General features: G+C 69.0%; 20 protein-coding genes. 10 read left to right on the top strand and 10 right to left on the bottom strand.

The window, feature by feature from the left end:
• The first annotated feature begins 210 nt into the window (after window positions 1-210).
• The 5 genes from ACIGHN_RS05660 to ACIGHN_RS05640 all read left to right on the top strand — a co-directional run bounded on the left by ACIGHN_RS05660 (window position 211) and on the right by ACIGHN_RS05640 (window position 6,080).
• Window positions 211-1,623 (top strand): amidase, encoded by a 1,413-nt coding sequence (locus tag ACIGHN_RS05660; protein ID WP_396503565.1) that lies wholly within the window; start codon window positions 211-213, stop codon window positions 1,621-1,623.
• Between the two features lie 144 nt (window positions 1,624-1,767).
• Entirely contained in the window at window positions 1,768-2,376 is a 609-nt protein-coding gene (locus ACIGHN_RS05655; protein ID WP_056161365.1) for a hypothetical protein, read from the top strand.
• A 28-nt stretch (window positions 2,377-2,404) separates the two neighbouring features.
• Window positions 2,405-3,793 carry a tetratricopeptide repeat protein gene (locus tag ACIGHN_RS05650; RefSeq protein WP_396503564.1) on the top strand — a complete coding sequence of 463 codons (1,389 nt, stop codon included), beginning with the start codon at window positions 2,405-2,407 and terminating at the stop codon, window positions 3,791-3,793.
• Between the two features lie 224 nt (window positions 3,794-4,017).
• The gene (locus ACIGHN_RS05645) at window positions 4,018-4,977 is read left to right on the top strand and encodes a hypothetical protein (RefSeq protein ID WP_396503563.1); all 960 of its coding nucleotides are present in this window, start codon (window positions 4,018-4,020) and stop codon (window positions 4,975-4,977) included.
• Between the two features lie 14 nt (window positions 4,978-4,991).
• Complete coding sequence (locus ACIGHN_RS05640) at window positions 4,992-6,080, top strand: hypothetical protein (RefSeq protein WP_396503562.1); 1,089 nt, start codon at window positions 4,992-4,994, stop codon at window positions 6,078-6,080.
• A 6-nt stretch (window positions 6,081-6,086) separates the two neighbouring features.
• Here the strand turns inward: ACIGHN_RS05640 and ACIGHN_RS05635 are convergent, their stop codons facing one another.
• Both ACIGHN_RS05635 and ACIGHN_RS05630 read right to left on the bottom strand, forming a co-directional pair.
• Window positions 6,087-6,758, bottom strand: coding sequence for a histidine phosphatase family protein (locus tag ACIGHN_RS05635; protein ID WP_056415599.1), 672 nt, complete (start codon window positions 6,756-6,758; stop codon window positions 6,087-6,089).
• 122 nt (window positions 6,759-6,880) lie between these two features.
• On the bottom strand, window positions 6,881-7,114 hold the full coding sequence (locus ACIGHN_RS05630; RefSeq protein WP_056416338.1) for a hypothetical protein: 234 nt from the start codon (window positions 7,112-7,114) through the stop codon (window positions 6,881-6,883).
• A gap of 330 nt (window positions 7,115-7,444) precedes the next feature.
• Here ACIGHN_RS05630 and ACIGHN_RS05625 point away from each other — a divergent pair, with 330 nt between their 5' ends.
• From ACIGHN_RS05625 to ACIGHN_RS05610, 4 genes are read left to right on the top strand one after another with little or no spacing between them, the layout of a single operon-like run.
• A complete protein-coding gene (locus ACIGHN_RS05625; RefSeq protein ID WP_396503561.1) occupies window positions 7,445-8,116 on the top strand; it encodes a biliverdin-producing heme oxygenase in 672 nt (223 codons plus the stop codon).
• Window positions 8,113-10,362, top strand: coding sequence for an ATP-binding protein (locus ACIGHN_RS05620; RefSeq protein WP_396503560.1), 2,250 nt, complete (start codon window positions 8,113-8,115; stop codon window positions 10,360-10,362). The genes ACIGHN_RS05625 and ACIGHN_RS05620 overlap by 4 nt, the downstream gene beginning before the upstream one ends.
• 23 nt (window positions 10,363-10,385) lie before the next feature.
• A complete protein-coding gene (locus ACIGHN_RS05615) occupies window positions 10,386-10,778 on the top strand; it encodes a response regulator (RefSeq protein ID WP_056161351.1) in 393 nt (130 codons plus the stop codon).
• A gap of 42 nt (window positions 10,779-10,820) precedes the next feature.
• Window positions 10,821-11,531, top strand: a complete 711-nt coding sequence (locus ACIGHN_RS05610) for a hypothetical protein (RefSeq protein ID WP_396503559.1) — start codon at window positions 10,821-10,823, stop codon at window positions 11,529-11,531.
• 45 nt (window positions 11,532-11,576) lie between these two features.
• Here the strand turns inward: ACIGHN_RS05610 and ACIGHN_RS05605 are convergent, their stop codons facing one another.
• From ACIGHN_RS05605 to ACIGHN_RS05580, 6 genes are all read right to left on the bottom strand, one after another.
• On the bottom strand, window positions 11,577-12,476 hold the full coding sequence (locus tag ACIGHN_RS05605; RefSeq protein ID WP_396503558.1) for a DUF429 domain-containing protein: 900 nt from the start codon (window positions 12,474-12,476) through the stop codon (window positions 11,577-11,579).
• A gap of 4 nt (window positions 12,477-12,480) precedes the next feature.
• The gene (locus ACIGHN_RS05600; protein ID WP_056415583.1) at window positions 12,481-13,362 is read right to left on the bottom strand and encodes a DMT family transporter; all 882 of its coding nucleotides are present in this window, start codon (window positions 13,360-13,362) and stop codon (window positions 12,481-12,483) included.
• Window positions 13,363-13,609: 247 nt separating this feature from the next.
• Window positions 13,610-14,032 (bottom strand): BLUF domain-containing protein, encoded by a 423-nt coding sequence (locus tag ACIGHN_RS05595; RefSeq protein WP_056161345.1) that lies wholly within the window; start codon window positions 14,030-14,032, stop codon window positions 13,610-13,612.
• 3 nt (window positions 14,033-14,035) lie between these two features.
• The gene (folE, locus tag ACIGHN_RS05590; RefSeq protein ID WP_396503557.1) at window positions 14,036-14,761 is read right to left on the bottom strand and encodes a GTP cyclohydrolase I; all 726 of its coding nucleotides are present in this window, start codon (window positions 14,759-14,761) and stop codon (window positions 14,036-14,038) included.
• A gap of 266 nt (window positions 14,762-15,027) precedes the next feature.
• Window positions 15,028-16,269: a cardiolipin synthase ClsB gene (gene clsB, locus ACIGHN_RS05585; RefSeq protein WP_200912415.1), complete on the bottom strand. Its 1,242-nt coding sequence runs from the start codon at window positions 16,267-16,269 to the stop codon at window positions 15,028-15,030.
• 146 nt (window positions 16,270-16,415) lie between these two features.
• A complete protein-coding gene (locus tag ACIGHN_RS05580) occupies window positions 16,416-17,153 on the bottom strand; it encodes an endonuclease/exonuclease/phosphatase family protein (RefSeq protein ID WP_396503556.1) in 738 nt (245 codons plus the stop codon).
• A gap of 115 nt (window positions 17,154-17,268) precedes the next feature.
• Here ACIGHN_RS05580 and ACIGHN_RS05575 point away from each other — a divergent pair, with 115 nt between their 5' ends.
• Window positions 17,269-19,020 carry a response regulator gene (locus ACIGHN_RS05575; protein ID WP_396503555.1) on the top strand — a complete coding sequence of 584 codons (1,752 nt, stop codon included), beginning with the start codon at window positions 17,269-17,271 and terminating at the stop codon, window positions 19,018-19,020.
• 40 nt (window positions 19,021-19,060) lie between these two features.
• Here ACIGHN_RS05575 and nudB read toward each other — a convergent pair whose 3' ends face one another.
• Together nudB and ACIGHN_RS05565 are read right to left on the bottom strand one after the other, a co-directional pair.
• A complete protein-coding gene (gene nudB / locus ACIGHN_RS05570) occupies window positions 19,061-19,540 on the bottom strand; it encodes a dihydroneopterin triphosphate diphosphatase (RefSeq protein WP_056415576.1) in 480 nt (159 codons plus the stop codon).
• Window positions 19,540-22,197, bottom strand: a complete 2,658-nt coding sequence (locus tag ACIGHN_RS05565; protein ID WP_396503554.1) for a chemotaxis protein CheW — start codon at window positions 22,195-22,197, stop codon at window positions 19,540-19,542. The genes nudB and ACIGHN_RS05565 overlap by 1 nt, the downstream gene beginning before the upstream one ends.
• Window positions 22,198-22,338 lie beyond the last annotated feature (141 nt).

Here is a 22,338-nt window from a genome sequence, read left to right as displayed (position 1 = left end):
TGCGCGAGTCGGGAGGGGGACGCCCCCGGTGCGGCGGGGCGGCCCTTGCACGGGGGCACTGGCTATGGCCGCGCCAGTTTTGTGGGCTGGGGGCGGCGCGCTGCGCAATGGACCACTAAAACGAGCGGTAGTGAATTGCTCCCAAAACAATAGCTGCTAGCGCTTTAACAGCAAGCGGTAGCAGCCTTTTTTACTTGTAGAACTCCCGACATGACAGCTTTGCACGACCTGCCCGCCCACGAACTCCTGGCCGCCTACCGCCAGCGCACACTCTCTCCGGTGGAGGTCACGCAGGCCGTGCTGGCGCACATCGAGCGCTGGGAGCCCCACATCCAGGCCACCTACCTGCTGCGGCCCGAAGCCGCCCTGGCGCAGGCCCGTGCGTCGGAAGCCCGCTGGCACAAGGGCGAGCCCCAGGGCCTGTTGGATGGCGTGCCCAGCACCATCAAGGAAAACATCGCCACGCAGGGCGACCCCACGCCCCTGGGCACCGCAGCCGTGGAACTGGTGGCCGCAGCGGCCGACGCACCACCGGCTGCACGCATGCGCGAATCCGGTGCCGTCATCGTCGCCAAGACCACCATGCCCGACTACGGCATGCTGTCTTCGGGCCTGTCGACCTTCCACCCGCTGTCGCGCAACCCCTGGGACACCACCAAGGGCCCCGGCGGCTCCAGCGCGGGCGGCGGGGCGGCGGCAGCGGCCGGCTACGGCCCGCTGCACATCGGCACCGACATCGGCGGCTCGCTGCGGCTGCCGGCCAGCTGGTGCGGCATCTTCAGCCTCAAGCCCAGCCTGGGCCGCATCCCCATCGACCCACCGTACACCGGCCGCGCCGCCGGACCGATGACCCGCACCGTGGCCGACGCCGCGCTGATGATGCAGGTGCTCAGCCAGCCCGACGCGCGCGACAGCATGAGCCTGCCCGCGCAGGACATCGCCTGGGGCCAGTTCGACCAGCGGGCCGAGCGCACGCGCGGCCTGCAAGGCTTGAAGATCGGCCTGCTGCTGGACGCCGGCTGCGGCCTGCCCGTGGAGCCTGAAGTCAAGGCCGCCATCGAGCGCGCGGCGCGCCTGATGGAGGCCGCGGGCGCCGCCATCGTGCCCCTGCAGCCCTTCATGACCCAGGCCATGCTCGACGGCATGGACCACTTCTGGCGCATGCGCTCGCACATCGACCTGCAGGCCCTGCCCGCAGAGCGCCGCGACAAGGTGCTGCCCTATATCCGCGCCTGGGCCGACAGCGCGGCCGGAATGAGCGGCACCGAAGTCTTCAACGCCAGCCACCAGTTCCACCTGACGCGCGTGGCCACCGTCAAAGCCTGCAGCGCGTTCGACTACGTGATCTCGCCCGTGGCGCCCATGCCCGCCTTCCAGGCCGAACTGCCCTCGCCCACCAACGACCCGCTGCGCCCGCTGGAGCACATCGGCTTCACCGTGCCGTTCAACATGTCCGAGCAGCCCGCGGCGTCGGTCAACTGCGGCTACACGTCCACCGGTCTGCCCATCGGGCTGCAGATCGCCGGTGCGCGCTTCGACGACCTGGGCGTGCTGCAGGTGGCGCACGCGTTCGAGCAGATCCGCGACCCGCAGCGCCCCTGGCCGCTGCCGCCAGCAGCGTAGACTTGGACTGAGAACAGGTTCTTACCCTGTGCCTCGCGCGCCGCAGTTGTTGGTACGCTCGGGGGCACAGGCGCCGGCCGTCCGGCGTGTTCTTTTCTGCGGCCAGCGCACACCCGGGCCTCCAACGCACTACGTCACCACAGCATGGACATCCTCATCATGGCGATCCTCATCGCCACCGGCACCTTCATGCTCAACGCCAAAGAGCAGCGCAAGCGCATCGTGCTGCTGGGCAGCCACCTGGCCAACTACCAGATCGAAAAGCTCATGGAGGCGCTGACCGACGGCTACCTGCGCGCACTGGGCGAAGGCACCGACGAACGCCGCGGCCAGATCTGGAGCCTGCTGAGCACCACCGAGCTGCAGCTGAGCGAGCAGTTCAACCGCTTCGCCGCCGACTTCGCCAAGATGAGCGAAGAAAGCACGCGGGTCAGCCGCCTGTCCATGGCCTTCCCGTTCGTCGAAAAAGTGCTGCCCGCCCTGACTTTCGACATGCGCAAGGCCCTGGCCATCCACGCGCGCGGCATCGCCCACGTGGTGCAGAACACCGGCCACCTGTCGCCCAAGGACCGGGCCTACATGATGACGGCCGAGCTCTTCCTCATGCAGCACACCTGCCACTGGTTCTGCAAGTCCAAGACCATCGCCACCGCCCGCATGCTGGCCCGCCACCAGACCCCGCACGAACAACTCGTCGCCTCCGTGTCGGCCGAGACGCGCAACGCCTACCTGGCCCTGATCAAGGGCGGCTGACCGCGGCGGCCGCCACCATGCTCCCACCATGCAGCCACAGCCACACACGCCCCTGACCGACAGCCTGGGCAACCCCGCCACGCTGCACGATGCGGCCAGCCTGGCGGCGCTCAATGACTTCGTGGAAGGCTTCATCGCCTGCGAAGCCCGCGCGGTGAACGTGCTCGGCGCGGCGCAAGACACCAGCGCCATCGTGCAGGCCTGCTGCGCGGCCCTGCACATGTTTGCCGAGTCGGCGGACGCATCGCACAACGCACGCCCCTTCATCGACCAGGCCCTCGCCAGCGCGCCACAGGCCAGCGAGCGCGAGCAGCGCTTCGTGGCCGCCGTGGCCGCATGGGTGGACGGCGACCTTCCACGCGCCATCGCCCTGCACGAAGAACAGGCCCGCCTGAACCCGCGCGACCTGGCTTCGCTCAAGCTCGGCCAGTACCACTTGTTCAACCGCGGCGACTCGCCCGGCATGCTGCGCATGGCCCTGCAGGCCGTGCCCGCTGCCGCCGACGTGCCGTACCTGCATGGCATGCTGGCCTTCGGCTGGGAGCAATGCCACCTGCTGACCGAGGCCGAGGCCGCCGCACGCCACGCCGTCACCCTGTGCCGCAAGGAGCCCTGGGCCCACCACGCGCTGGCCCACGTGATGCTGACCCAGGGGCGCATCGCCGAAGGCACGGACTTCCTGGCCGGCGTGAGCGACACCTGGACGGGCCTGAACTCCTTCATGGTCACCCACAACTGGTGGCACCAGGCCCTCTTCCTGCTGGAGCAGGACCGCCATGCCGACGTGCTGGCGCTGTACGACCAGCAGGTCTGGGGCGTGGTCAAGGAATACACGCAGGACCAGATCAACGCCGTCTCGCTGCTGGCGCGGCTGGAGCTGGCGGGCGTCGATGTCGGCCCCCGCTGGGCCGACGTGGCCGACCACCTGGCCCTGCGCCTGTCCGACCACGTGCTGCCGTTTCTCGACCTGCAGTACCTCTACGGCCTGGCCCGCGCAGGCCGCACCGCAGCCGCGCTCACCCTTCTGCGCAACATCGAGGCCCACGCCGCCACCCGCACCGAGGCGCACGAGCGCACCGTGTGGCAACAGGTCTGCGTGCCCGCCGCACAAGGCCTGCTCGCGCACGCCCAGGGCGACTGGGCCTCCGCGGCCCGGCAACTGGGCCTGGCCTTGCCCCGCCTGATTGAGATCGGCGGCAGCCACGCACAGCGCGACCTGTTCCACCAGATCTGGCTGGATGCGCTGCAGCGCAACGGGCAGTGGGCGGCGGTGCAGAACCTGCTGCAGCCCTTGTCGAATGCGCAGCCGGAGTCGGCGAGGCTGGCGCGGCAGGTGGGGGTGGTGAATGGGGTGTTGGGGTTGCCGGTGCTCTCCGAAAAAAAGCCAGCACGGGCCAGGATCGCCACACGGGCCTGAAAATGCCCCCGTGCAGGGATACGCCGCTGCCACCCGGCGAGTACCGCGGTGGATGGGAGCGCGGGCCACAGCGCGTTGCAACCCATCTGGGGTTTTTGCGACGGCTTCACATCAAGATACAACAAAGCCTGGCACGCTGACCAAGCTGGCACATGGGCGCGTGAGAATCGAAGCGAAAGACGCGAAATCGCCGTCTGCAGCAACGCATTCACCGCCCTTTTCATATGCCGCTCGCCATCACCAGCCAACCCGCAGGAACTCGATTCTCGATCACAGACGATGCCACGATGCCCACGGTCACGGTCACCGCCGTGATGCAGGGCCAGCCCATGCCGAGCGGACCGGCACCGACGTACGAATGGTCGGCGACGCTCGCGTTCGATGGCAGTGCACCACCGACCAACGTCGCTTTTGGCGGAGGGCGCAGCTCTCAGCACAGCCGCATCGCGCCGCAAACGGGTCTCAGCCCCACGTGGCGCATTCCCTTCACCGAAGTGCGCGGCGGCCTGCTGACCGTGCAGGTGATCATGCGGGTGGGGACCACCGAGCAGCGCGCGCGTGCCAGCTGGACCGTCGTGGGCACCAACCCCACGGGCACTGCCATACGTGCCTTTGCCAACAGCATCGGAGCCAACCGCCCTGTCTTTCGCAAGAAGATGCGGCAGGAGAGCTCGCTCCAGCAATTCCGCACGCCGAGCAACTGGCCCAAGTACAGCAGTGACGGCCTGGGCGGCGTAGGCCTGTGCCAGCTCACCCGGCCGGCGCCGACGGCTGACCAAACCTGGAACTGGAAGGACAACGTGCGTGGAGGCTGGGCGCTGTACCAGGAGAAGGAGCGCATTGCAAAAAGTTATCCTCGCAACGTACGCACCGGAGAGCGTTTTAAAAACTTGGTGACTGCATGGAACCGGGCTCGCACCGCGCAGGGACTTCCAGCGCTGCCCGTCGAATTGCCGGACTACACGCCCGAGCAGCTTGAACTCGACACGCTGCGCGGTTTCAACGGCTACGCCAACGGTTTGCATGAATACCGCGTGCGGCAGGACAACGGAGTGCTCTTCGTCACCGTCGACGGCAGCGGCACGCGCGGCTTCGCCGAGTGGGAACGTGTGCCGGTGGCCGACCGGGGCACGGTAGGAGACCCCAACTACGTCGAGAACGTGCTCGCACAATCGGATTTCTGACCGTGGAACTCCGAATGCCCACGTCCGCACCTCGCTACTGCGCGGTCCTGATGCAGACCGCTACACTTGCGTTGGTCGTCTTTCTCGGGGGCTGCTCACGCGAGGCAGAAACCCCGCGTGCAACGTCCGGGACGGCCAGCGCACCTGCGCAAGCTGCCGATCGTCCGCTCCTTTATGTCGTGTACTGCAACGGCACGGTGGACCGGCTGGATCTGTCGCAGCAAGCCAAGGTAGGAAGCTTTCAGCTCTCTGCGCGCAGCGGCACGCCCGCGGCCGTAGCCCCGCTGCCAAGGCCTGGGGTGCGCCCTGACAGCTGCCTGGCACGGCCTGCCGAATCCGAAGGTCAGGAGGTCGGCTCCGCAAGGGCCGTCCACATCGTTGCATCGGACCGCCTGTCGCGCCATGACGCCGATGGACGCAAGCCATACAGCCTGCTCACCTTTGATATGCCAGGCTGGACGCTCCGCGCACGGCAGGACCTGGGTTCGTTCGACGTGCTCAACGGAGCGCCACCGCGCGTCACCCTCAACGCCGACCAGCGATGGGAAGCGATCCCTCCAGAAAAGGACGCCGCCGCGGACATGCTCGCCAAGGCCTCCCACTTCGCACGTGGCGATACCCTGGGTCTCGCCAATCCGCTGGCATGGTCCGCCGATACCGTGCTGGTCGAATACACCGCCACCGACACGAACGATGCCGCCGTGGCGATGATCGACCGTACACGGCGCAGCGTCCAGCGCATCGACGGCGTGCCGGGCACTGATCCGCAGCCCACCCTCATCCTGGCGCCCGGGGGCAAATATCTGCTGCATGCAGTCAAAAGGATGACCCCGGTCGACGGCGGCCAGAAGCTGGCGGCCACGGGCGAAATCCGTATCTATGGAGAAGACGGAAAGCTGGTCAAGACCTTGACCGACGAGCGTGTGGCCGACGACTGGCACGCCATCTTTGTGTCGCCCGGGGGGCTCGCGGTGTTCACCAACCGGAAAGGCGACTACCGCTTTGTTCCACTGGGGCTGGCTTTCGAGCCGAAGCCTGTGCTGGACCGCCTCACGGATGACCTGGAAGGAACGCGCCCGGGGATCGTCTACGCGGCTCCGTGAGCGACCCTACCGCACCACCAGCTTCTTCTGGTCATACACCGGCTGCGCCGGCAAGTCCGCCAGGTGCCGCACGTCCGCCCAGTCCAGCACCTCCACCACATCGCCGTCCACCCGCACGCGGTTGAGGCCCGCGTTGGGGATGTCGCTCTGGCGGGGTCCGTCGAGGCCCGTGCCGCGGGCGGTGCGCCAGATCATGTCGAGCACGCCGCCGTGGGTCACGACCATGACTTTGCGGCCCTGGTACTGCTGTGCGATGCGGCGCACCGCGTCCATCACGCGGGTGTGGAACTGGCGGGTGGTCTCGCCGCCGGGCATGCCGTAGTCGGCCTCGAAGCGCAGCCACTGGTTCCACGCATCGGCATGGTCGAGCTTGACGTCGTCCACCCGCTTGCCGTCCACGATGCCGAAGTTCTGCTCGCGCAGGCTGCTGTCGGTGAGGGTGTCGATGCGCAGTTGCGGGAACAGCACCTGCAGGGCGGGGGAGGCGGTCTCCTGCGTGCGGATTAGGTCGCTGCAGACCAGGTGGTCCACCGCCAGCTTCTCGGCGGCCAGGCGGTCGGCCAGGCGGCGGGCCTGTTCGTGGCCGGTGGCGTTCAGGGGGATGTCCACGTGGCCCTGAAAGCGCAGCTCGCGGTTCCAGTCGGTTTCGCCGTGGCGGATCAGGATCAGTTCGGTCATGGCTGCATTATCGAATGCATGCACAGCAATGCCAAGAAGTTGCAGCCTACCGCTTATGCGGCGTGTGTTGTTAGCTATGCTTTTTATAACAAAGCAAGGCGGGTGCGGCCACGCCCTCGGTCTCAGCGCATGGGAATGACCAGCACCTTGCGCCGGGGCTGGCAGCCGGGGCCTTCGTGGGCGGCGCTGTCACGCTCCCAGCCCTGCCCGGGGGACGTCTGCGCGCACACCCGCGCGCCATCGACCAGGCTGCGCCAGTAGTACCAGGGCGCCGGCGCGGCATGCCCCGGCGCGGCGAGCAGGCCGCCGAGGGCGGTGGCGATGGCCAGTGCGGGCCAATGGCGGAGAGCGGGCATGGTGAAAGCGGGGTCCGGTGGTATGGCCAGCATGGTATGCCCCGCGGCGCGGCGCGATCGCCCGAAAAGCGGCGCGAATGCCGCATCGCCACGCGTGACCGGCACCTCACATCGCCACCCGGCCGCCCCCACAGCCACGCCGTGCGTGCCGGGGCCGGCCTCCGAGGCAGAAGGCGCTGCGCCGCCGGAGCGCCGAATCAGCACCATGGTTGCGCCCGCGACACACCTACGGGCCAAAGTGCCAAGGGCGCGACCGGGCGAATCATTAGAATCACGGCCAGCGCAGTGCCCCGAGCTTATGCAATCCGCTTCCTAACTGGTCCCCCGTTCGTGCCCTCCAGCCACCCAGTCTCCGAACTGCCGCCCACTGCGTGCGCGGACCCCTTGCAGGCACTGCGCAGTGCCACTGCCGCACAGCACGCCCGGCTCGATGCCCACCTCGCCATTGGCCGACCCGATGCATCGCTGGAAGACTACAAGGCGCATGCCCGTGCACTGGCCGCGTGGCTACAGGCGCTGTGGCCTCATCTGCAGATGCTTCAAGCGACGATACCGGGCTTTGTTTTCATGCCAGCCCCCCGATTGGCTGCCCTGGAATCCGATCTGCAAGACATCCCGCCACTGACCACCACTGCCACCGGCACGCCCGGAAGCTGGCCGTTGCCCAGCGCTGCCGCGGGGCAGCTTGCGGCGCAGGCCCTGGCCCGCCACCCGGCACAGCCGCACGCGGTGCGGTGGGGGTTCGCCTACGTGGTGGAGGGCTCCCAGCTGGGTGGACAGGTGCTGTACCGGCAGCTGTCGCCGCGGTTGGCGCCGCACCCCCTGCGTTATCTGCATGGCGACGGTGCCGCCACCGGGGCGCGCTGGAAGCTGTTCATCTCGCTGCTGCGCCAGCACGTGACACCATCACCCGCCGCCCTGGAGGCTGCGTGCCTTGGGGCCACCGCAGCCTTTGCCGGGCTGCAAAGCCATTTTCCGGCCCCTGAAGGACTGCCGCAATGAATCCAGAAGCATCCGCCGGCGGCGGCGCCGACGCGGCACGCCCGACGCTGGAAAACTGCGACCGCGAGCCCATCCACATCCCGGGCTCGATCCAGTCCCATGGCGCCCTGATCGCCGTCGACAAGGCGGGCACGGTGCGCCATGCCAGCACCAACGTGGCAGCCATGCTGGGCTGCGCCGTAGCCCCGGGACAGGCACTGCGCGACACGCCGCTGATCGCCGGCCACGCGCTGTTGCGCAACCTGCTCGACGAGGGCCTGGCCACGCTGGCGGGCACGGGCGAGCTGCCGATGCCTTCCGAGCTGGAGGCCGAAGGCCGCAGCTTCGACGTGGTGCTGCACCAGTCGCAGGAGCTGCTGGTGCTGGAGTTCGAGGCACGCCAGGAGTCCGCCGATGCACTGGCTGGCTTTGCGATGCAGGCCCACCGCGCCATGGAGAAGCTGCGCCGCCCGCGCCCTGCCATCAACGACCTGCTGCAACTGGCAACGCAGGAGATCAAGACCCTGACAGGGTTCGACCGCGTCATGGCCTACCGCTTTCGCCCGGACAGCAGCGGCGATGTGGTGGCCGAGTCGCGTGCGGATTTTCTGGATGCCTACCTGGGCCGGCGCTACCCGGCCAGCGACATCCCGGCGCAGGCCCGGGCGCTGTACGTGGCCAACACCTTGCGCCTCATTGCCGATGTGCGGGCCACGCCGGTGCCGCTGGTGCCGGTCGGCGGCGCGCCGCTGGACTTGAGCGCCAGCATCCTGCGCAGCGTGTCGCCCATCCACATCGAGTACCTGACCAACATGGGCGTGGGTGCGTCGATGAGCATCTCCATCGTCATCAACAACCGGCTGTGGGGGCTGCTGGCCTGCCACCACATGGGCCCGCGCCAGGTGCCCTACAGCGTGCGCATGGCCTGCGACGTGATGGCACAGGTGCTGGGCGCCAATATCCAGGCCGCCCTGGCGCGCAAGGAGGCCGCGCGCCAGCAGAAGGTGACCGAGCTGCGCATGCGGGTGATGGAGCAGGTGCTGCACTCCGATGACGAGTTCACAGCCCTGTGCTCGCACGCCGGCGCGCTGGCCTGCTCGATGAGCGCCGACGCCATCATCGTGTCGGAACACAGCAAGCTGTGCACCGAAGGCGGCGTGACCGACGCCGCTGCCAAGGTCCTTCTGCAGTGGCTCGATGCCACGCAAGGCGGCAGCGGCATCTACAACACGCATGCACTGCCCCTGGACGCACCCGAGATCGGGCTGCAGCTGGCCCCGTGGTGCGGCGCCCTGGCCCTGCCGCTGGACCGTACCCGGGGCAGCTGGCTGGTGTTTCTGCGCAAGGAGCAGATCGAGACCATCAACTGGGGCGGCAAGCCTGAAAAGGAAGTGCGTGCCGGCCCGCTGGGCCCGCGCCTCACGCCCCGCGGCTCGTTCGACCTGTGGAAGGAAATCGTGCGCTCCAAGTCCGAGCCCTGGACGGCGGACGAGCTCGACACCGCCCGCCAGCTGCTGGCCGAGCTGGTGCGCGCCCAGACCACCCGCCATGCCGAGCTGAACGACGCGCGCGCGCACCTGATGGCGGTGCTGGGCCACGACCTGCGCGACCCGCTGCACTCCATCAGCATGGCCGCGCGGGTGCTGGAGAAGAACAACGCCGCGGACGGCAACACCGGCCGGATCGGCCAGCGCATCCAGTCGTCCAGCAACCGCATGCAGCGCCTGGTGAGCCAGGTGATGGACATGTCCCGCCTGCAAAGCCGGCTGGGACTGAACCTGCAGCTCAAGACCGTTGACGTGGTGCAACTGCTCGCCGATCTGGTGGACGAGGCGCGTACCGCCCACCCCGGCACGCAGATCGAGATCCACCTGCCCGAGCGCCTGGACGCACAGGCCGACCCCGACCGCATTGCGCAGGTGGTCTCCAACCTCATCAGCAACGCCCGCCACCACGGGGATGCGGGCCAACCCATCCACGTGCACGCACGGGGCACGCAGGACGGCGTGGTCATCGAGGTGCGCAATGTGGCGCCGCCCATCGACCCGGCGGTGGCCGCCAACCTGTTCACTCCCTTCAAGTCCTCGTCCGTGGGCAACGAGCGCAACCGCTCCGGCCTGGGCCTGGGCCTGTACATCGCCCACCAGATCGCGCAAGGCCATGGGGGTACCATTGTGTATACGCACCAGCCGCCGCACGTGGTGTTCACGGTGCACCTGCCGCAGACGGACGCTGCCGGCGCAGCCCCGGTCAGCGCCACCTCCTGATATTCCACCCGCTCCAGACAGCCATGCCGCTCGATATCCTCCTCGTTGACGACAACCTCGATGCCACGGAGCTGCTGCAAGAGCTGCTCACGATGGAAGGCCATGCGATCCGCACTGCAGCCACGGCCGCACAGGCACTGGCCCTGGCGCGCGAGAAGCCGGCGCAGATTTTCCTGGTGGACCAGAACCTCCCGGACATGCAGGGCTCCGAACTGCTCCCGTTGCTGCGGGCCACGGTGGCTGACCACGGTGCAGGCCGGTGTTTTGCGATCGCCATCACCGGCATGGCATCGGGCGTCAGCGTGGGTACGGAGACAGGGCAGTTCGACTTCATCCTGGGCAAGCCGCTCGATTTCGACGCCTTCGACAACGTGCTCGCCCAGTGCGCCGCAGCGCTGCAGCCGCCCGCCGCCTGATCCTCACTGACAGTTCCGACACACCCCACACCCCCACCCGCTTTGGCCACCAAAAAACGCCCCCCTTCCGCACCGGGCCCGTCTTCCGACGCGCTGACCGATGCCGGCCTGCAGCACGCCATCCTGATGCGCGCCATCCCGGTGCTGCGCCACGACGTGGCCGGCCCGCTGTCGGTGATGCGCATGGGCACCATGCTGCTCAAGCGCCGCCTGGCCAAAGGCGACATGACGCCCGAGCAGGCGGTGGAGCGCGTGGAGCAGATCGAGGAACAACTGGGCGAGATCGCCCACCACATCCGCCGCCTGCGGCTGTGGGACCTGCAGATCAACGACCGCCACACGGTGCGCGCCCTGGTGGACGAAGCCATCGAGCTGGCCCGCCCCGCGCTGATGGTCAGCGGTACCGAGATGGAGCCGCTGCCTGCGGACCTGCCGGGATGGGACGACGACACCCAGGTGCCCCACACCCTGCTGTACGTGGTGCTGGGCGCCATCTACCACCTGGCGGAACAATCGAGCCCGGTGCCTGCCCAGATCACCGTGGCGCCAGCCGGCTCCTTCAGCGTGCGTGTGCAGGCCCGGGGCGCATCCACCGCCACGCGGCTGATGGACGCGGATACCGCGGCGCGTTCGGCCGGTCTGGCACAGCCCCCGGCCCTGGACCTGGCCGCGCTGCTGCAACTGGCGCAACCCCTGGGCGTGCAGGTGCAGGCCAGCGGGTCTGAAGTGACCGTCACGCTGCCGGGCGGCTGAGGCGCACGGCCTCGCCCCTCGGCCCTGCCGATGTGGCGCCGCGACTCAGCCTGCCGCGGGCACGGCAGGCGCCGTCACGATCCAACCCTCCAGCGCATCCAGCCCCGCAGGCAGGCCGTAGAGCGCATCGCCCTCGGCATGGCGCTGCTGGGCCCACGCGGCCTGCACCAGGCACAGCACGGCGTCCAGGCTGTCGCCGCTGGCATCATCCACCAGGGCATCGCGCTGCGCGTGGCTGAGCTTCAGGCGCAGGCCCAGCCGGGTCTGGCCGATCTCCAGCGCGTTCACCAGGTCCTTGCGGGCGATGAGCCGGTCGGGCGTTTGCTTGGTGCGGTCGTCGCTCTTGTAGCTGCGCCGCTGCAGCACCTCGCGCGCGAGCAGGCCGGGGTAGGCCTCCAGCGCCACGCGTGACGGGTCGCCCGCGTGCAGGCCGGGCAGGTGCACACCGGCATCGATCAGCAGCGGGACGCCCGCGTGCAGCATGTAGGCCACGGGCGGGTTCACCCATTTCATCGACGGGCTGGAGCCTGCAGGCCCATCGGTGGCGCGGTGCGCAAACTTGCCGCCCACGGGGCGCGCATCGCAGAACGCCGCGAACTGCGTGCGGATCTGCTCGCGGTCCAGGCTGCGGTAGTGCTGCATGCAGGCAAGCCACTCGGTGGGCCAGCCCAAGGTCTCCACCAGCTCGCGCGGCAGGCCGAAAGGCAGGTCGAAGCCGCCGACCCAGCCGCCCGGCGATGCGTCCTGAGAGCCGTTCTGAGACCCGGTGCCCGGCTGCGCAAGCCATTGGCCGAACGCCGACAGTGTGTCGAAGCGCTCCAGCGCTTGCAGCTGCACCCGCGCTCCCTGGCGCTGCCCGAGGGCCAGCACGATGGGCTTGCGGCGGCTGGGGCTGCTGGAAAAATCGCAGCCCAGCAGCATCGGAGCGGTGACGTCTGGCGCCATGGGCCTACCCCAGCGCCAGGGCCGTCACCCCGGCTGCAATGCACAGCGCGCCGCAAATGCGCGCCGCCCGATCGCCCTCACCCAGCAGATGCCCGCCGATGAGGGCGGCGAACAGCATGGACACCTCGCGCGCCGGCGCCACGTGGGACATGGGCGCCTCGCGCATGGCGTACAGCACCAGCACATAGGCCACGGGGCTCACCACCGCCACCAGCAGCGCAAAGCGCCACTGCGCAAGCCACAGCGTGCGGGCGGTGCGCACATCGCGCAGCACCACCGGCGCGAGCAAGCCCACGCGCACGAAGTTGCCCATGTAGTCGACGAGGATGGGGGACATCAGCAGTATCTTGACCGCATAGCCGTCCACCACCGTGTAGCTGGCGATGAAGGCCCCGGTGAGCAGCCCGTAGGCAATGCCCTTGTGCACGCGTTCGCGCGCCGCGGGGTCGTGCGCCGCGCGCAGCAGGCCCGGGCCGCCCGCGATGAGGAACACGCCCCCCACCACGCCCAGGATGCCCACGGCACCCAGCGCGGAGATGCGCTCGCCCAGCACCGTGATGGCCACCAGCGAGGACAGCAGCGGCCCCGAGCCCCGCGCGAGCGGGTAGACCACCGTGAGGTCGGCCACGCGGTAGCCCCGCAGCAGGATCACGTAGTACGCCACGTGCAGCAGCCCGCTGGCCACCACGAAGCCCCACTCCACCACGCCCCACAGCGGCACCACATCGCGCCCCAGCCACCAGCCCAGCGGCGCCCAGAAGACCATCATGATCGCCGAGGTGAAGAACGCAAACCGCGCATCGCCCCCCGCCTTCTTGGCGGCGATGTTCCAGCACGCATGGATGAGGCCGGCGAGGATGATGAGGGCGAAGGCGGTGAGGGTCACGGGTCAGAGGGAGCGAGGGACATGAATGCAAAAAGCCGCAGCACCGTCTGGAACTGCGGCCGTGTGGCGCGCGAACAATCAGTGAGGAGAAGTGCCATGCCACCCGCACGGCGCATGCAACTGGCGCGGTCCCAGCCAGCAACCACCGTGCAAGGGCCGCCCCGCCGCACTGGTGGCGTCACCCTGCCCGCATTGCGCAGCAATGCGAGAGCGGGAGGAAGGCGCGCAGCGACTCAGGGGGGAGTTCCTAAGCTCTGCCGATGATCGAGGCGGTCGCCATCAGCTCCTCGAGCAGCGCGAACGACACCTTGCCCGACACCGCATACGGGTCGAGTTCGGGCTTTTCGGAGTACTTGAGCAGGATCGAATGGTTGATCTTGGACAGGTTCACCTGCCCCATGGTCCAGCCGCCGAAGCGGCGCTCGGCGATCTCTTCGTAGTGCAGCAGCTCCACGTTCTTGTGGCGCGCGTCCTTCTGGATGTGGCCGTACAGGTCGCTCACCGCGGAGCGCCCACCTTCGATGGCCTGCAGGAACACACCGCCGCCGTAGCACAGCACGCCGGTGATGCCGCAGCCCGGGTTGTGCTGGCGCGATTGCGTAAGGATGGCTTCGATGGCTGCGGGAGAGGTGTCCACAGCGCGGCTGGCGTAGAGCAGGCGTACGAGCATGGGTCAGTTCTTTCCGGGGATGAGGGAGAGGAATTCGCGGCGCAGCGCCGGGTCCTTGAGGAACACGCCACGCATCACCGAGTTGATCATCTTGCTGTCCATCTCGCGCACACCGCGCCAGGACATGCAGAAGTGGCTGGCCTCCATCACGATGGCCAGGCCGTCGGGCTGGGTCTTTTCCATGATCAGGTCGGCCAGCTGCACCACGGCTTCTTCCTGGATCTGGGGGCGGCCCATGACCCAGTCGACCAGGCGCGCGTATTTGGACAGGCCGATCACGTTGGTGTGCTCATTGGGCATCACGCCGATCCAGATCTTGCCGATGACCGGGCAGAAGTGGTGGCTGCACGCGCTGCGCACGGTGATGGGGCCGACGATCATCAGCTCGTTCAGGTGCTCGGCGTTGGGAAATTCGGTGATGGGCGGCTGCGACACATAGCGGCCCTTGAACACCTCGTTCAGGTACATCTTGGCCACGCGCCGCGCGGTGTTGTTGGTGTTGTGGTCGCCGTCGGTGTTGATCACCAGGCTGTCGAGCACGCCCTGCATCTTGGTCTCGACCTCGTCGAGCAGCTTTTCCAGCTCGCCAGGCTCGATGAACTCGGAGATGTTGTCGTTGGCATGAAAGCGCTTGCGGGCCGCCGCGAGGCGCTCCCGGATCTTGACGGAAACAGGCGTGCCTTCATCCGGCGGGGTGGGCGTCATATCGGCGGCAGTGGGGCTGGACATGGCCAGAATCGTAACAGCGAATGACACACCTCAGATTTCAAGGGGTTTTGGCCTCTACCGCTTGATAGGCAAGCGCTAGCAGCTATTAAATTCATAGCATTCCGTACAGACAGGTACCGAACCCCTTCCTGGACATTGCCTTCCCCGCGAACTCTGCAACCGGCGCGCCCCCACACCAGTGCCACCGTGGAACCGGCTTCGCCGGGCCACCGGTGGCGTCCCCCTGAGGGGGAAGCGGCGCAGCCGCTCAGGGGGCTCAACAGGCTTCAATAACTTTTTCCGGTGATCCACAGCGCCAGGCGCATCAGGCCGAACGCGATGCGGTCGAGCACCCGCTGGCGCAGCGGGCGGCCCGCGTAGCGCGCGGGGTCCATGCGGCGGCCGGCGTGCTGCATGGCGTCCACCAGGCGCTGGCGCAGGTCGGCGGCAAAGGCGGCGTCTTCCACCACCACGTTGGCCTCGCGCGCCAGCAGCAGGCTCAAAGGGTCGAGGTTGGACGAGCCCACCGTGGCCCAGGGCCGCTCGCCCATGGCATCGACCACCGCCACCTTGGCGTGCAGAAAGCTCGGCGCGTATTCATGGATCTCCACGCCCGCATCCAGCAGCGCGCCGTACACCGGCCGCGCCGCGTGGTACTGCATGAAGTACTCATAGCGCCCCTGCAGCAGCAGCCGCACGCGCACGCCGCGGCGCGCCGCCATCACCAGCGCGCGGCGCAGCTTGCCGCCGGGCATGAAGTAGGCGTTGGCGATGATGACCTCGTGCCGTGCCGACCCGATGGCGCGGCGGTAGGCTTTTTCGATACGGCTGCGGTTGCGCACGTTGTCGCGCAGCACCAGCGCGGCGCGCATGGGGGGCGTGGCGTCGTCCGCCGCCTCGGCCGCGTGCCGGGCGGCACTGGCGGCGCGCAGGGCCTGCAGCGCCTCGGGCAGGCGGCGCTCGCGCGCGTCGCGCACAGCCTGCATGCGCCACCACAGCTGGTCCATGGTCTCGCTGGCGCTGGTCACCAGGCTGCCGGTGGCCTGCACCGCAAAGTCGAAGCGCGGCGCGTCCAGGCGGCCGTAGTTCGGGTCGTGAAAATCATCCAGCACGTTGATGCCGCCGCAAAACAGCGTGCAGCCGTCCACCACGCACAGCTTTCGGTGCAGCCGGCGCCAGCGGTGCGGCAGCAGCAGGCCCAGGGGCCCGAGCGGCGAGTACACGCGGTACTGCACGCCAGCGTTCGCCAGGCGCTCGGCCCACTCGGGCGGCAGGGCGCCGGTGCCCACGCCGTCCACCACCAGCTGGGTGCGCACGCCGCGTGCTGCAGCCCGCATCAGCGCCTGGGCCACATCGGCGCCCGCGCCGGTGAAGTCGAAGATGTAGGTCTCGAACTGGATGTCCGACAGCGCGGCATCCATGGCCTGGACCAGCGCGGGGAACAGCTCCTCGGCCCCCTGCAGCAGGCGCACCCGGTGGTCGTCAGAAAACTCCGTTCTTCTGGCCCGAAACATCAGCTTCTTGCTCATCACACCCCTCTACCGTGCAACGGATCGCCAGCCATCGTGGAACGTGACGCGACCCACGCCAGTGCCACCGTGGAGCTGGGTTCGCCAGGCCACGGGTGGCGCCCCCCCTGCGGGGGAAGGCGCGAAGCGACTCCGGGGGGCGGCTTTCACAGCCTGAATTCAGCGATGAGCGGAAGGTGGTCGGACATGCGCCACCAGATACGGCCGCGCGGCACGTGCAGCGACAGCGGGGTGAGCCCGCGCACGTACACGTGGTCCAGCTGGGCCAGCGGCAGCCGCGCGGGGTAGGTGAAGGCGCGCGGCGCGTCGAACTCGTACAGCGAAAACCCCGCCAGCATGCGCTTGATCTGCAGGCCCCAGTCGTTGAAATCCCCCGCCACGACCACCGGCGCACCGGAGGGCACCTCGCGCTCGATGAAGCGCTGCAGCCGCTCGATCTGGCGGACGCGGCTGCCGGGAATGAGCCCCAGGTGCACGACGATCACATGGATGCGGCGCCCGTGCGCGTCCACCTCCACATGCAGCAGGCCGCGCTGCTCGAAGCGGTGGTCGGAGATGTCCTCGTGCTGGTGCCCGATCACCGGCCAGCGCGACAGCAGCGCATTGCCGTGTTCGCCGTGCTTGGTGATGGCGTTGGTGCGGTACACCGCCTCATAACCTTCGGGCGCCAGGTACTCGGCCTGTGGCAGATCGGGCCAGCGCTGGAAGTACGTCGCCTCCCGCCGGTGGAGCTTGCGCACCTCCTGCAGGCACACGATGTCGGCATCGAGCTGCTCCACCGCCAGGCCCAGGTTGTGGATCTCCAGCCGGCGCGCCGGCCCCAGGCCCTGCACGCCCTTGTGGATGTTGTAGGTGGCCACCCGCAGAATGTCGTCGTGTTCCATGGCCCGATTGTGTCGCATGCCGCCCACGCCGCGGGTTTGTCCGACACTGCGCGGCGCCGCCACGCCTTACACTTGGTTGCATACAACTTCCCGCCACGGCGGCCCGGTACATACCTTGGCGACCGACAACGACCCCTCCGCCACCACACCGGTCCTGGCGCTGATTGTCGACAGCAATGCCACATCGCGCAGCATCCTGGTGGGACAACTGCGCGAGTACGGTGTCAGCCGCATCGTGCAGTGCAGCCGCGTGCAGGACGCGCGCAGCCGGCTGGAGCACACGGTGTTCGACTACGTGCTGTGCGACCAGTACTTCGGCGAGGCCGGCTACTCCGGCCAGACCCTGCTGGACGACCTGCGGCGCGCCCAGCTGCTGCCCTTTTCCACGGTGTTCTTCATGGTCACGGCCGAGGCATCCTACGCCGCCGTGGCAGAGGCTGCGGAGTCGGCGCTCGACGGCTATTTGCTCAAGCCCTTCACCCCGAGCGCCCTCTTCGAGCGCCTGAGCCTGGCGCGCCTGCGCAAGGTGCATCTGAAACCCATCTTCGACGCCATCGAGGCCGAGGATTTCGAAAGCGCCGCGCGCCTGTGCGTGGAGCGCTTCGAGGCGCGCAAGCCCTACTGGCTGTACGCGGCGCGCATCGGCTCCGAGCTGCTGCTGCGGCTGTCCCGCCACGACGAGGCGCGCACGCTGTTCGAGGCCGTGATCGCCGCCCGCGCCCTGCCCTGGGCCAAGCTTGGCGTGGCACGGGCGCAGATCGAGTCCGGCCAGGCGGCACGGGCCGTCACCACCCTGCAGGAGCTGATCGGCGAGGATGCGTCCTTCGCCGACGCCTACGACGTGCTGGGGCGTGCGCAGGTGGAGCTGGGCAACTTCTCGCAGGCCATCGAGACCTACCGCACGGCCAGCGGCCTCACGCCCGACTCGGTGGTGCGGCTGCAGAAGCTGGGAATGATGTCGTACTACATGGGCGACCGCGAGACCGCGACCAAGGTGCTGGCGCGGGCGGCCATCCTGGGCATCGACTCCAAGCTGTTCGACTTCCAGTCGCTGGTGCTGCTCACCTTCGCGTACTTCGCGGAGAACGACCGCAAGGGCATCGAGCGCTGCATGGCCGACTTTGGCCGCATCCTGGAGCGCCACCCTGCCAGCGCGCGCATCCAGCGCTTTGCCAGCGTGGCGCGCGCACTGCAGCTCATTCAGCAGCGCCAGTTCTCGCAGGCGGTGGAGTCCGTGCGCAGCATGGCGAGCGAGATCACCTCCAGCACCTTCGACTTTGAAGCCGCCTGCAACCTGGGCAGCCTGCTGGCCGTGCTGGCGGTCACGTCCATCGACCTGTCCGAGAGTGAAGGCTGGGTGCGGGCGCTGGGCATGCGCTACGCCAACACGCGCGGCCTGACCGAGCTGCTGGCCAATGCCTGCAACGTGCACGCTCCCTACAGCGAGGTCGTGCGCGACTGCCTGCAGCAGGTGAACAAGACCGCCGAGGCCGCCATGGCCCAGAGCCTGGCCGGCGACCCCGCCGGGGCCGTGGCGCAACTGATGCAGCACGCGGGGCAGACCCTGAACTCCAAGCTGCTGGACATGTCCCAGCAGGTGCTGCTGCGCCACCGCGCCCGCATGGCCGAGCCCGATCCGCTGCAGGACGCCATCGACGTGCTAAGGCTGCGGGTAGGCACCGCACCGTCGCGCGCCACGCTGGGGCAGGACAACGACCGGCGCCCCGGCGGTGTGGTGCTGCGCACCCGCAGCAATGCGGACGAGCCCTCGCGCATCCCCCCGGCGCCGCGCGACAGCCTGACCTTGACCGCGGCACCTGAAGACCTGGTGGACCCGTCGGACCCCTTGCGCCTGCGGCCACCATGACGCAACCGTGCAGGGCAAGCACGCCTGTACGGCAGCCACGCTACACAAAGCGCGGCAGCAGCAGGCAGGCTTCGGCGTTGGAGGCTGAAAAGCAGCGGTCTGCCGCATCGCGCCACGGCAGCCATGCAGAGGCCACATGCTCGCGCGGGCTCAGCACCACCGGCGTGTGCTCGGGCACGCACAGCCCGAAGACGCGCTCGCGGTTGAACACCACGCCGGGGGCGTAGCGGTGGCGCCACTGCGGCCAGATCTCGTACACGTTCTCCAGACACCAGTCGGTGAGCACACAGCCGGGGGCGTTCACGTCGATGCCGGTTTCCTCGCCCACCTCGCGCGCCGCGGTCAGCGCCCAGGGTTCGTCCGGGCGGTCCTTGCTGCCTGTGACGGACTGCCAGTGCTCCATGCCGTCCGCACGCTCAATGAGCAGCACGTCGAGTGCGGGCGTGTGGATCACCACCAGCACCGATTCGGGGATCTTGAACGGCCGCTGCGCTGCGGCCCCTTCGGCATTTGCAGCCATCACGCCGCGGCCAGCAGGGCGTCCACGTCCTGCGCGGGCTCGTCGCCCAGCGCGCCCAGCGCGCACTGCTCCAGCCACTGCGCGGAGATGCGGCACAGCATGCCCTGCCCCACGCTGCCGTCCGCCGTGGGCACCGGCACCACCGCATCGATGAGCGAAATGCGCTGGGAGCCCGCCCCCGCCATGCCCACCGGCCGGATGTCGCGGCGGTCCAGGTCGAGCATGGCGCCCAGGGCATCGACCCGCAGGATGAACTCGCGCGCGCCGCCGGCTTCGAGCGGCACCCGCACAAGCACCATCTGGCGGTGGGGGTCGGTGGTGCGCGGTGCCGCCACGCCCTGCGGCCCGGCCGCCACCACGCTGCGCAGGTCCACCACCGAGTACACACGGTCGCCGATCTGCGCCAGGCCCTGAAACGGCGCACGCGCACCGCCTGCATTGAGCACCGTGGCATCCACGCCCAGCCAGTGCGACCCGACCAGAAAGGTCGCCATCTGCGCGCGGTGCTCGGCCCCGATGCGCGCCGCCGCCGCGGGCGTGGCGAGCAACGGTGCCGCCGGGGCGCCCGAACGGCGCTCGCAGAGATGGCGCAGCACCAGGCAGCTGAGCCCGTGGTCGTAGCCGTCGCTGACACGAAACTCCCGGTAGCCCTGCCCGCGCGCCAGGCCCACGCCATACAGGTGGCCCGCCAGCGCCGCGGTGCGCCCGCCCTGGCGGCCGGCGGCCACGGCATCGGGTGCCATGACGGCCTGCCCATCGCCACTGGTGCGCAGCACTCGGCCTGCCGCGTCGACAAAAGCCAGCGCATCGCGCTCGCCGGCCCCCACGCCGCAGTCATCCAGGATGGATTGCAGCTGGTGGGCAGCGTCCCACACGACGGCGATGCCACCCAGCACCGGCGTGCTGGCGCCGGGGGCGGCATCCGCACCACCTGCCGTACCACCCGCCGCGCCAGCGCGCACTGCGGCCGCGTAGACGAATGTCGGGCCCTCGCTGTAGAAGCGGCTGTCTTCGTAGCGGCTCACGGTGTAGCCCTGGCTGCCGCGCAGCCGCAGGCACTGGCGCACCCAGTCTTCGTCCAGCACCGTACCCACCCAGTGCGCCAAGCCCGGCTGGGACACCGCCATCACGCGCCCATCGGCTGCGAACAGCACCAGGCACGCATACACGGTGTACAAGCCGTTGATCTCGGCCAGCACCGCAGTGGCCTTGTCGCAGCCCACGGCGCCGGCCTGCAGCGTGCGCGCGAACTGCGGCGTCAGCGCCCACCAGCGGCAGTCGTTGGCACGCTCGTACAGGTTGCGGTCCAGGATCTGCATGGCCAGGGACGCACGGCTTTGGGCGTCGCGCAGCAGCGACTGCATCACCACGCCGTACAAATCCTGCAGCGCGCCGGAGAAGGCCTGGGCCGTCTTGCGGGCCGTGGTGCCGATCTCGGACAGCAGGGTCTTGGCGAACACAAGCTCGCGCGGCGCCACGTCGGCCGCGCCACTGCCGGTGCCCAACTGGTTGAGCTCCAGCAGGCCGTTCCAGACCGAGCGCTCCAGCGCCGACTGGATGGAGGCCGAGCGCCGGGGAATCTCGCGCAGCTCTTGCGACAGCAGCTCGGCCTGGCCCGAGAGCTCGGCCGCCAACGAGCCCGCGAACGAGCCCGCCAGCGCGCTGCGATCGTCCTGCGTGGACTCGTCGAAGGCCACATCCAGCGGCAGGAGCGCCACACCGCGCCAGCCCGGGCCGCGGTAGCCCTCAAAGCCCTGCGTGTCGCACACCGCCATCAGGTAGCGCCGGCTGGCATGGCGCAGCACCTGCACCCCCGCACCGGCCGCCTGGGGCAGCGGCCAGCCCACGGGCAACTGCAGCGCATCGCCCGAGACCAGCACCCGGCCCTGCGCGTCCAGCAGCGCCAGCACCACGTCGCTGCCCTGCGCACCGCCGGGCTGCACCGAGCCGAAGATGGCGAGCATTTCGTCCGCCAGCTTGAACGCCAGGCACATCACCCCCACCGGGCGTCCGCCCGACAGCACGCGCTGCGCGTACACCAGCGTGGGCTCGGTGCTGCCGCAAAAGCCGTGCACCGCGTAGTGCTCCACATACGGCACATCGCCGCGCACCACGGACGACAGGAAGGCCTGGTCGTCCTCGCGCTGCAGCTCACCGCCTGCGGCGGGCACCGCGTGCAGGCTGGCGCACAGCTGCAGGGTGGTGTCGAACAGGAAGATGTTGCCGTAGACCGTGTACTTGCTGGCGTACTCGCGCAGCCGCGACTCGATGCCGGCACGCAACCCGGGCGCCGGGTCGGCCAGGTAGTCGGCCACGCCGCCATCGGTGGCGAAGAAGCCGATGTCCGCCGTGCGCTCGAACAGGTTGCGCACCAGCACGTCGATGCAGACCTGGGCCCGGGCCACGAGGTCGTCGGTGCGGTTCTTGAAGGCCTCGCTGGCCAGGCCGCGCATCAGGTCGGCGGAGAGCGCGGCGAAGTCGCGGCGCGCCTGGGCCAGGTCGCCCCCGGACGATGCCCTGGACGACAGCAGCGACAACGACGACAGCAAGGACAACTGGTCCCAGGCGCTTTCGGCGAGCCGCAGCTCCTGGCGCTGGTGCTGCGCTGCGGGCATGTACCGCAGCCATTGTTCGGGGGCGTTCAGCAATTGGGACACGGAGACATTCCTTTGCACAACGGGCCTGGCAGTGCCTGGAAAATCATTGTGCTGCCTGGCCGCCAAAGCGCCAACCAACATGTGTCACCGCCGCAGGCACCTGCGGCCTGCGCACGACAGGGCGTCGGCACAAGGCGATCG

This window comes from Acidovorax sp. NPDC077693 (assembly GCF_044542805.1).
In the GTDB taxonomy this organism is placed as follows: Bacteria; Pseudomonadota; Gammaproteobacteria; order Burkholderiales; family Burkholderiaceae_C; genus Acidovorax.
The sequence above is the reverse complement of the archived record's forward strand: the minus strand, read 5'-3'. Positions and strand labels throughout refer to the sequence as shown.

Bases quoted from the DNA above. Each gene is read 5' to 3' on its own strand.
- ACIGHN_RS05635 (WP_056415599.1), bottom strand. From the start codon at position 6,758: ATGACCGAACTGATCCTGATCCGCCACGGCGAAACCGACTGGAACCGC.
- ACIGHN_RS05645 (WP_396503563.1), top strand. From the start codon at position 4,018: ATGCCGCTCGCCATCACCAGCCAACCCGCAGGAACTCGATTCTCGATC.
- ACIGHN_RS05580 (WP_396503556.1), bottom strand. From the start codon at position 17,153: ATGGAACACGACGACATTCTGCGGGTGGCCACCTACAACATCCACAAG.
- ACIGHN_RS05655 (WP_056161365.1), top strand. From the start codon at position 1,768: ATGGACATCCTCATCATGGCGATCCTCATCGCCACCGGCACCTTCATG.
- ACIGHN_RS05595 (WP_056161345.1), bottom strand. From the start codon at position 14,032: ATGCTCGTACGCCTGCTCTACGCCAGCCGCGCTGTGGACACCTCTCCC.
- nudB (WP_056415576.1), bottom strand. From the start codon at position 19,540: ATGGCTGCAAATGCCGAAGGGGCCGCAGCGCAGCGGCCGTTCAAGATC.
- folE (WP_396503557.1), bottom strand. From the start codon at position 14,761: ATGTCCAGCCCCACTGCCGCCGATATGACGCCCACCCCGCCGGATGAA.
- ACIGHN_RS05615 (WP_056161351.1), top strand. From the start codon at position 10,386: ATGCCGCTCGATATCCTCCTCGTTGACGACAACCTCGATGCCACGGAG.
- ACIGHN_RS05630 (WP_056416338.1), bottom strand. From the start codon at position 7,114: ATGCCCGCTCTCCGCCATTGGCCCGCACTGGCCATCGCCACCGCCCTC.
- clsB (WP_200912415.1), bottom strand. From the start codon at position 16,269: ATGAGCAAGAAGCTGATGTTTCGGGCCAGAAGAACGGAGTTTTCTGAC.
- ACIGHN_RS05620 (WP_396503560.1), top strand. From the start codon at position 8,113: ATGAATCCAGAAGCATCCGCCGGCGGCGGCGCCGACGCGGCACGCCCG.
- ACIGHN_RS05660 (WP_396503565.1), top strand. From the start codon at position 211: ATGACAGCTTTGCACGACCTGCCCGCCCACGAACTCCTGGCCGCCTAC.
- ACIGHN_RS05605 (WP_396503558.1), bottom strand. From the start codon at position 12,476: ATGGCGCCAGACGTCACCGCTCCGATGCTGCTGGGCTGCGATTTTTCC.
- ACIGHN_RS05640 (WP_396503562.1), top strand. From the start codon at position 4,992: ATGCCCACGTCCGCACCTCGCTACTGCGCGGTCCTGATGCAGACCGCT.
- ACIGHN_RS05650 (WP_396503564.1), top strand. From the start codon at position 2,405: ATGCAGCCACAGCCACACACGCCCCTGACCGACAGCCTGGGCAACCCC.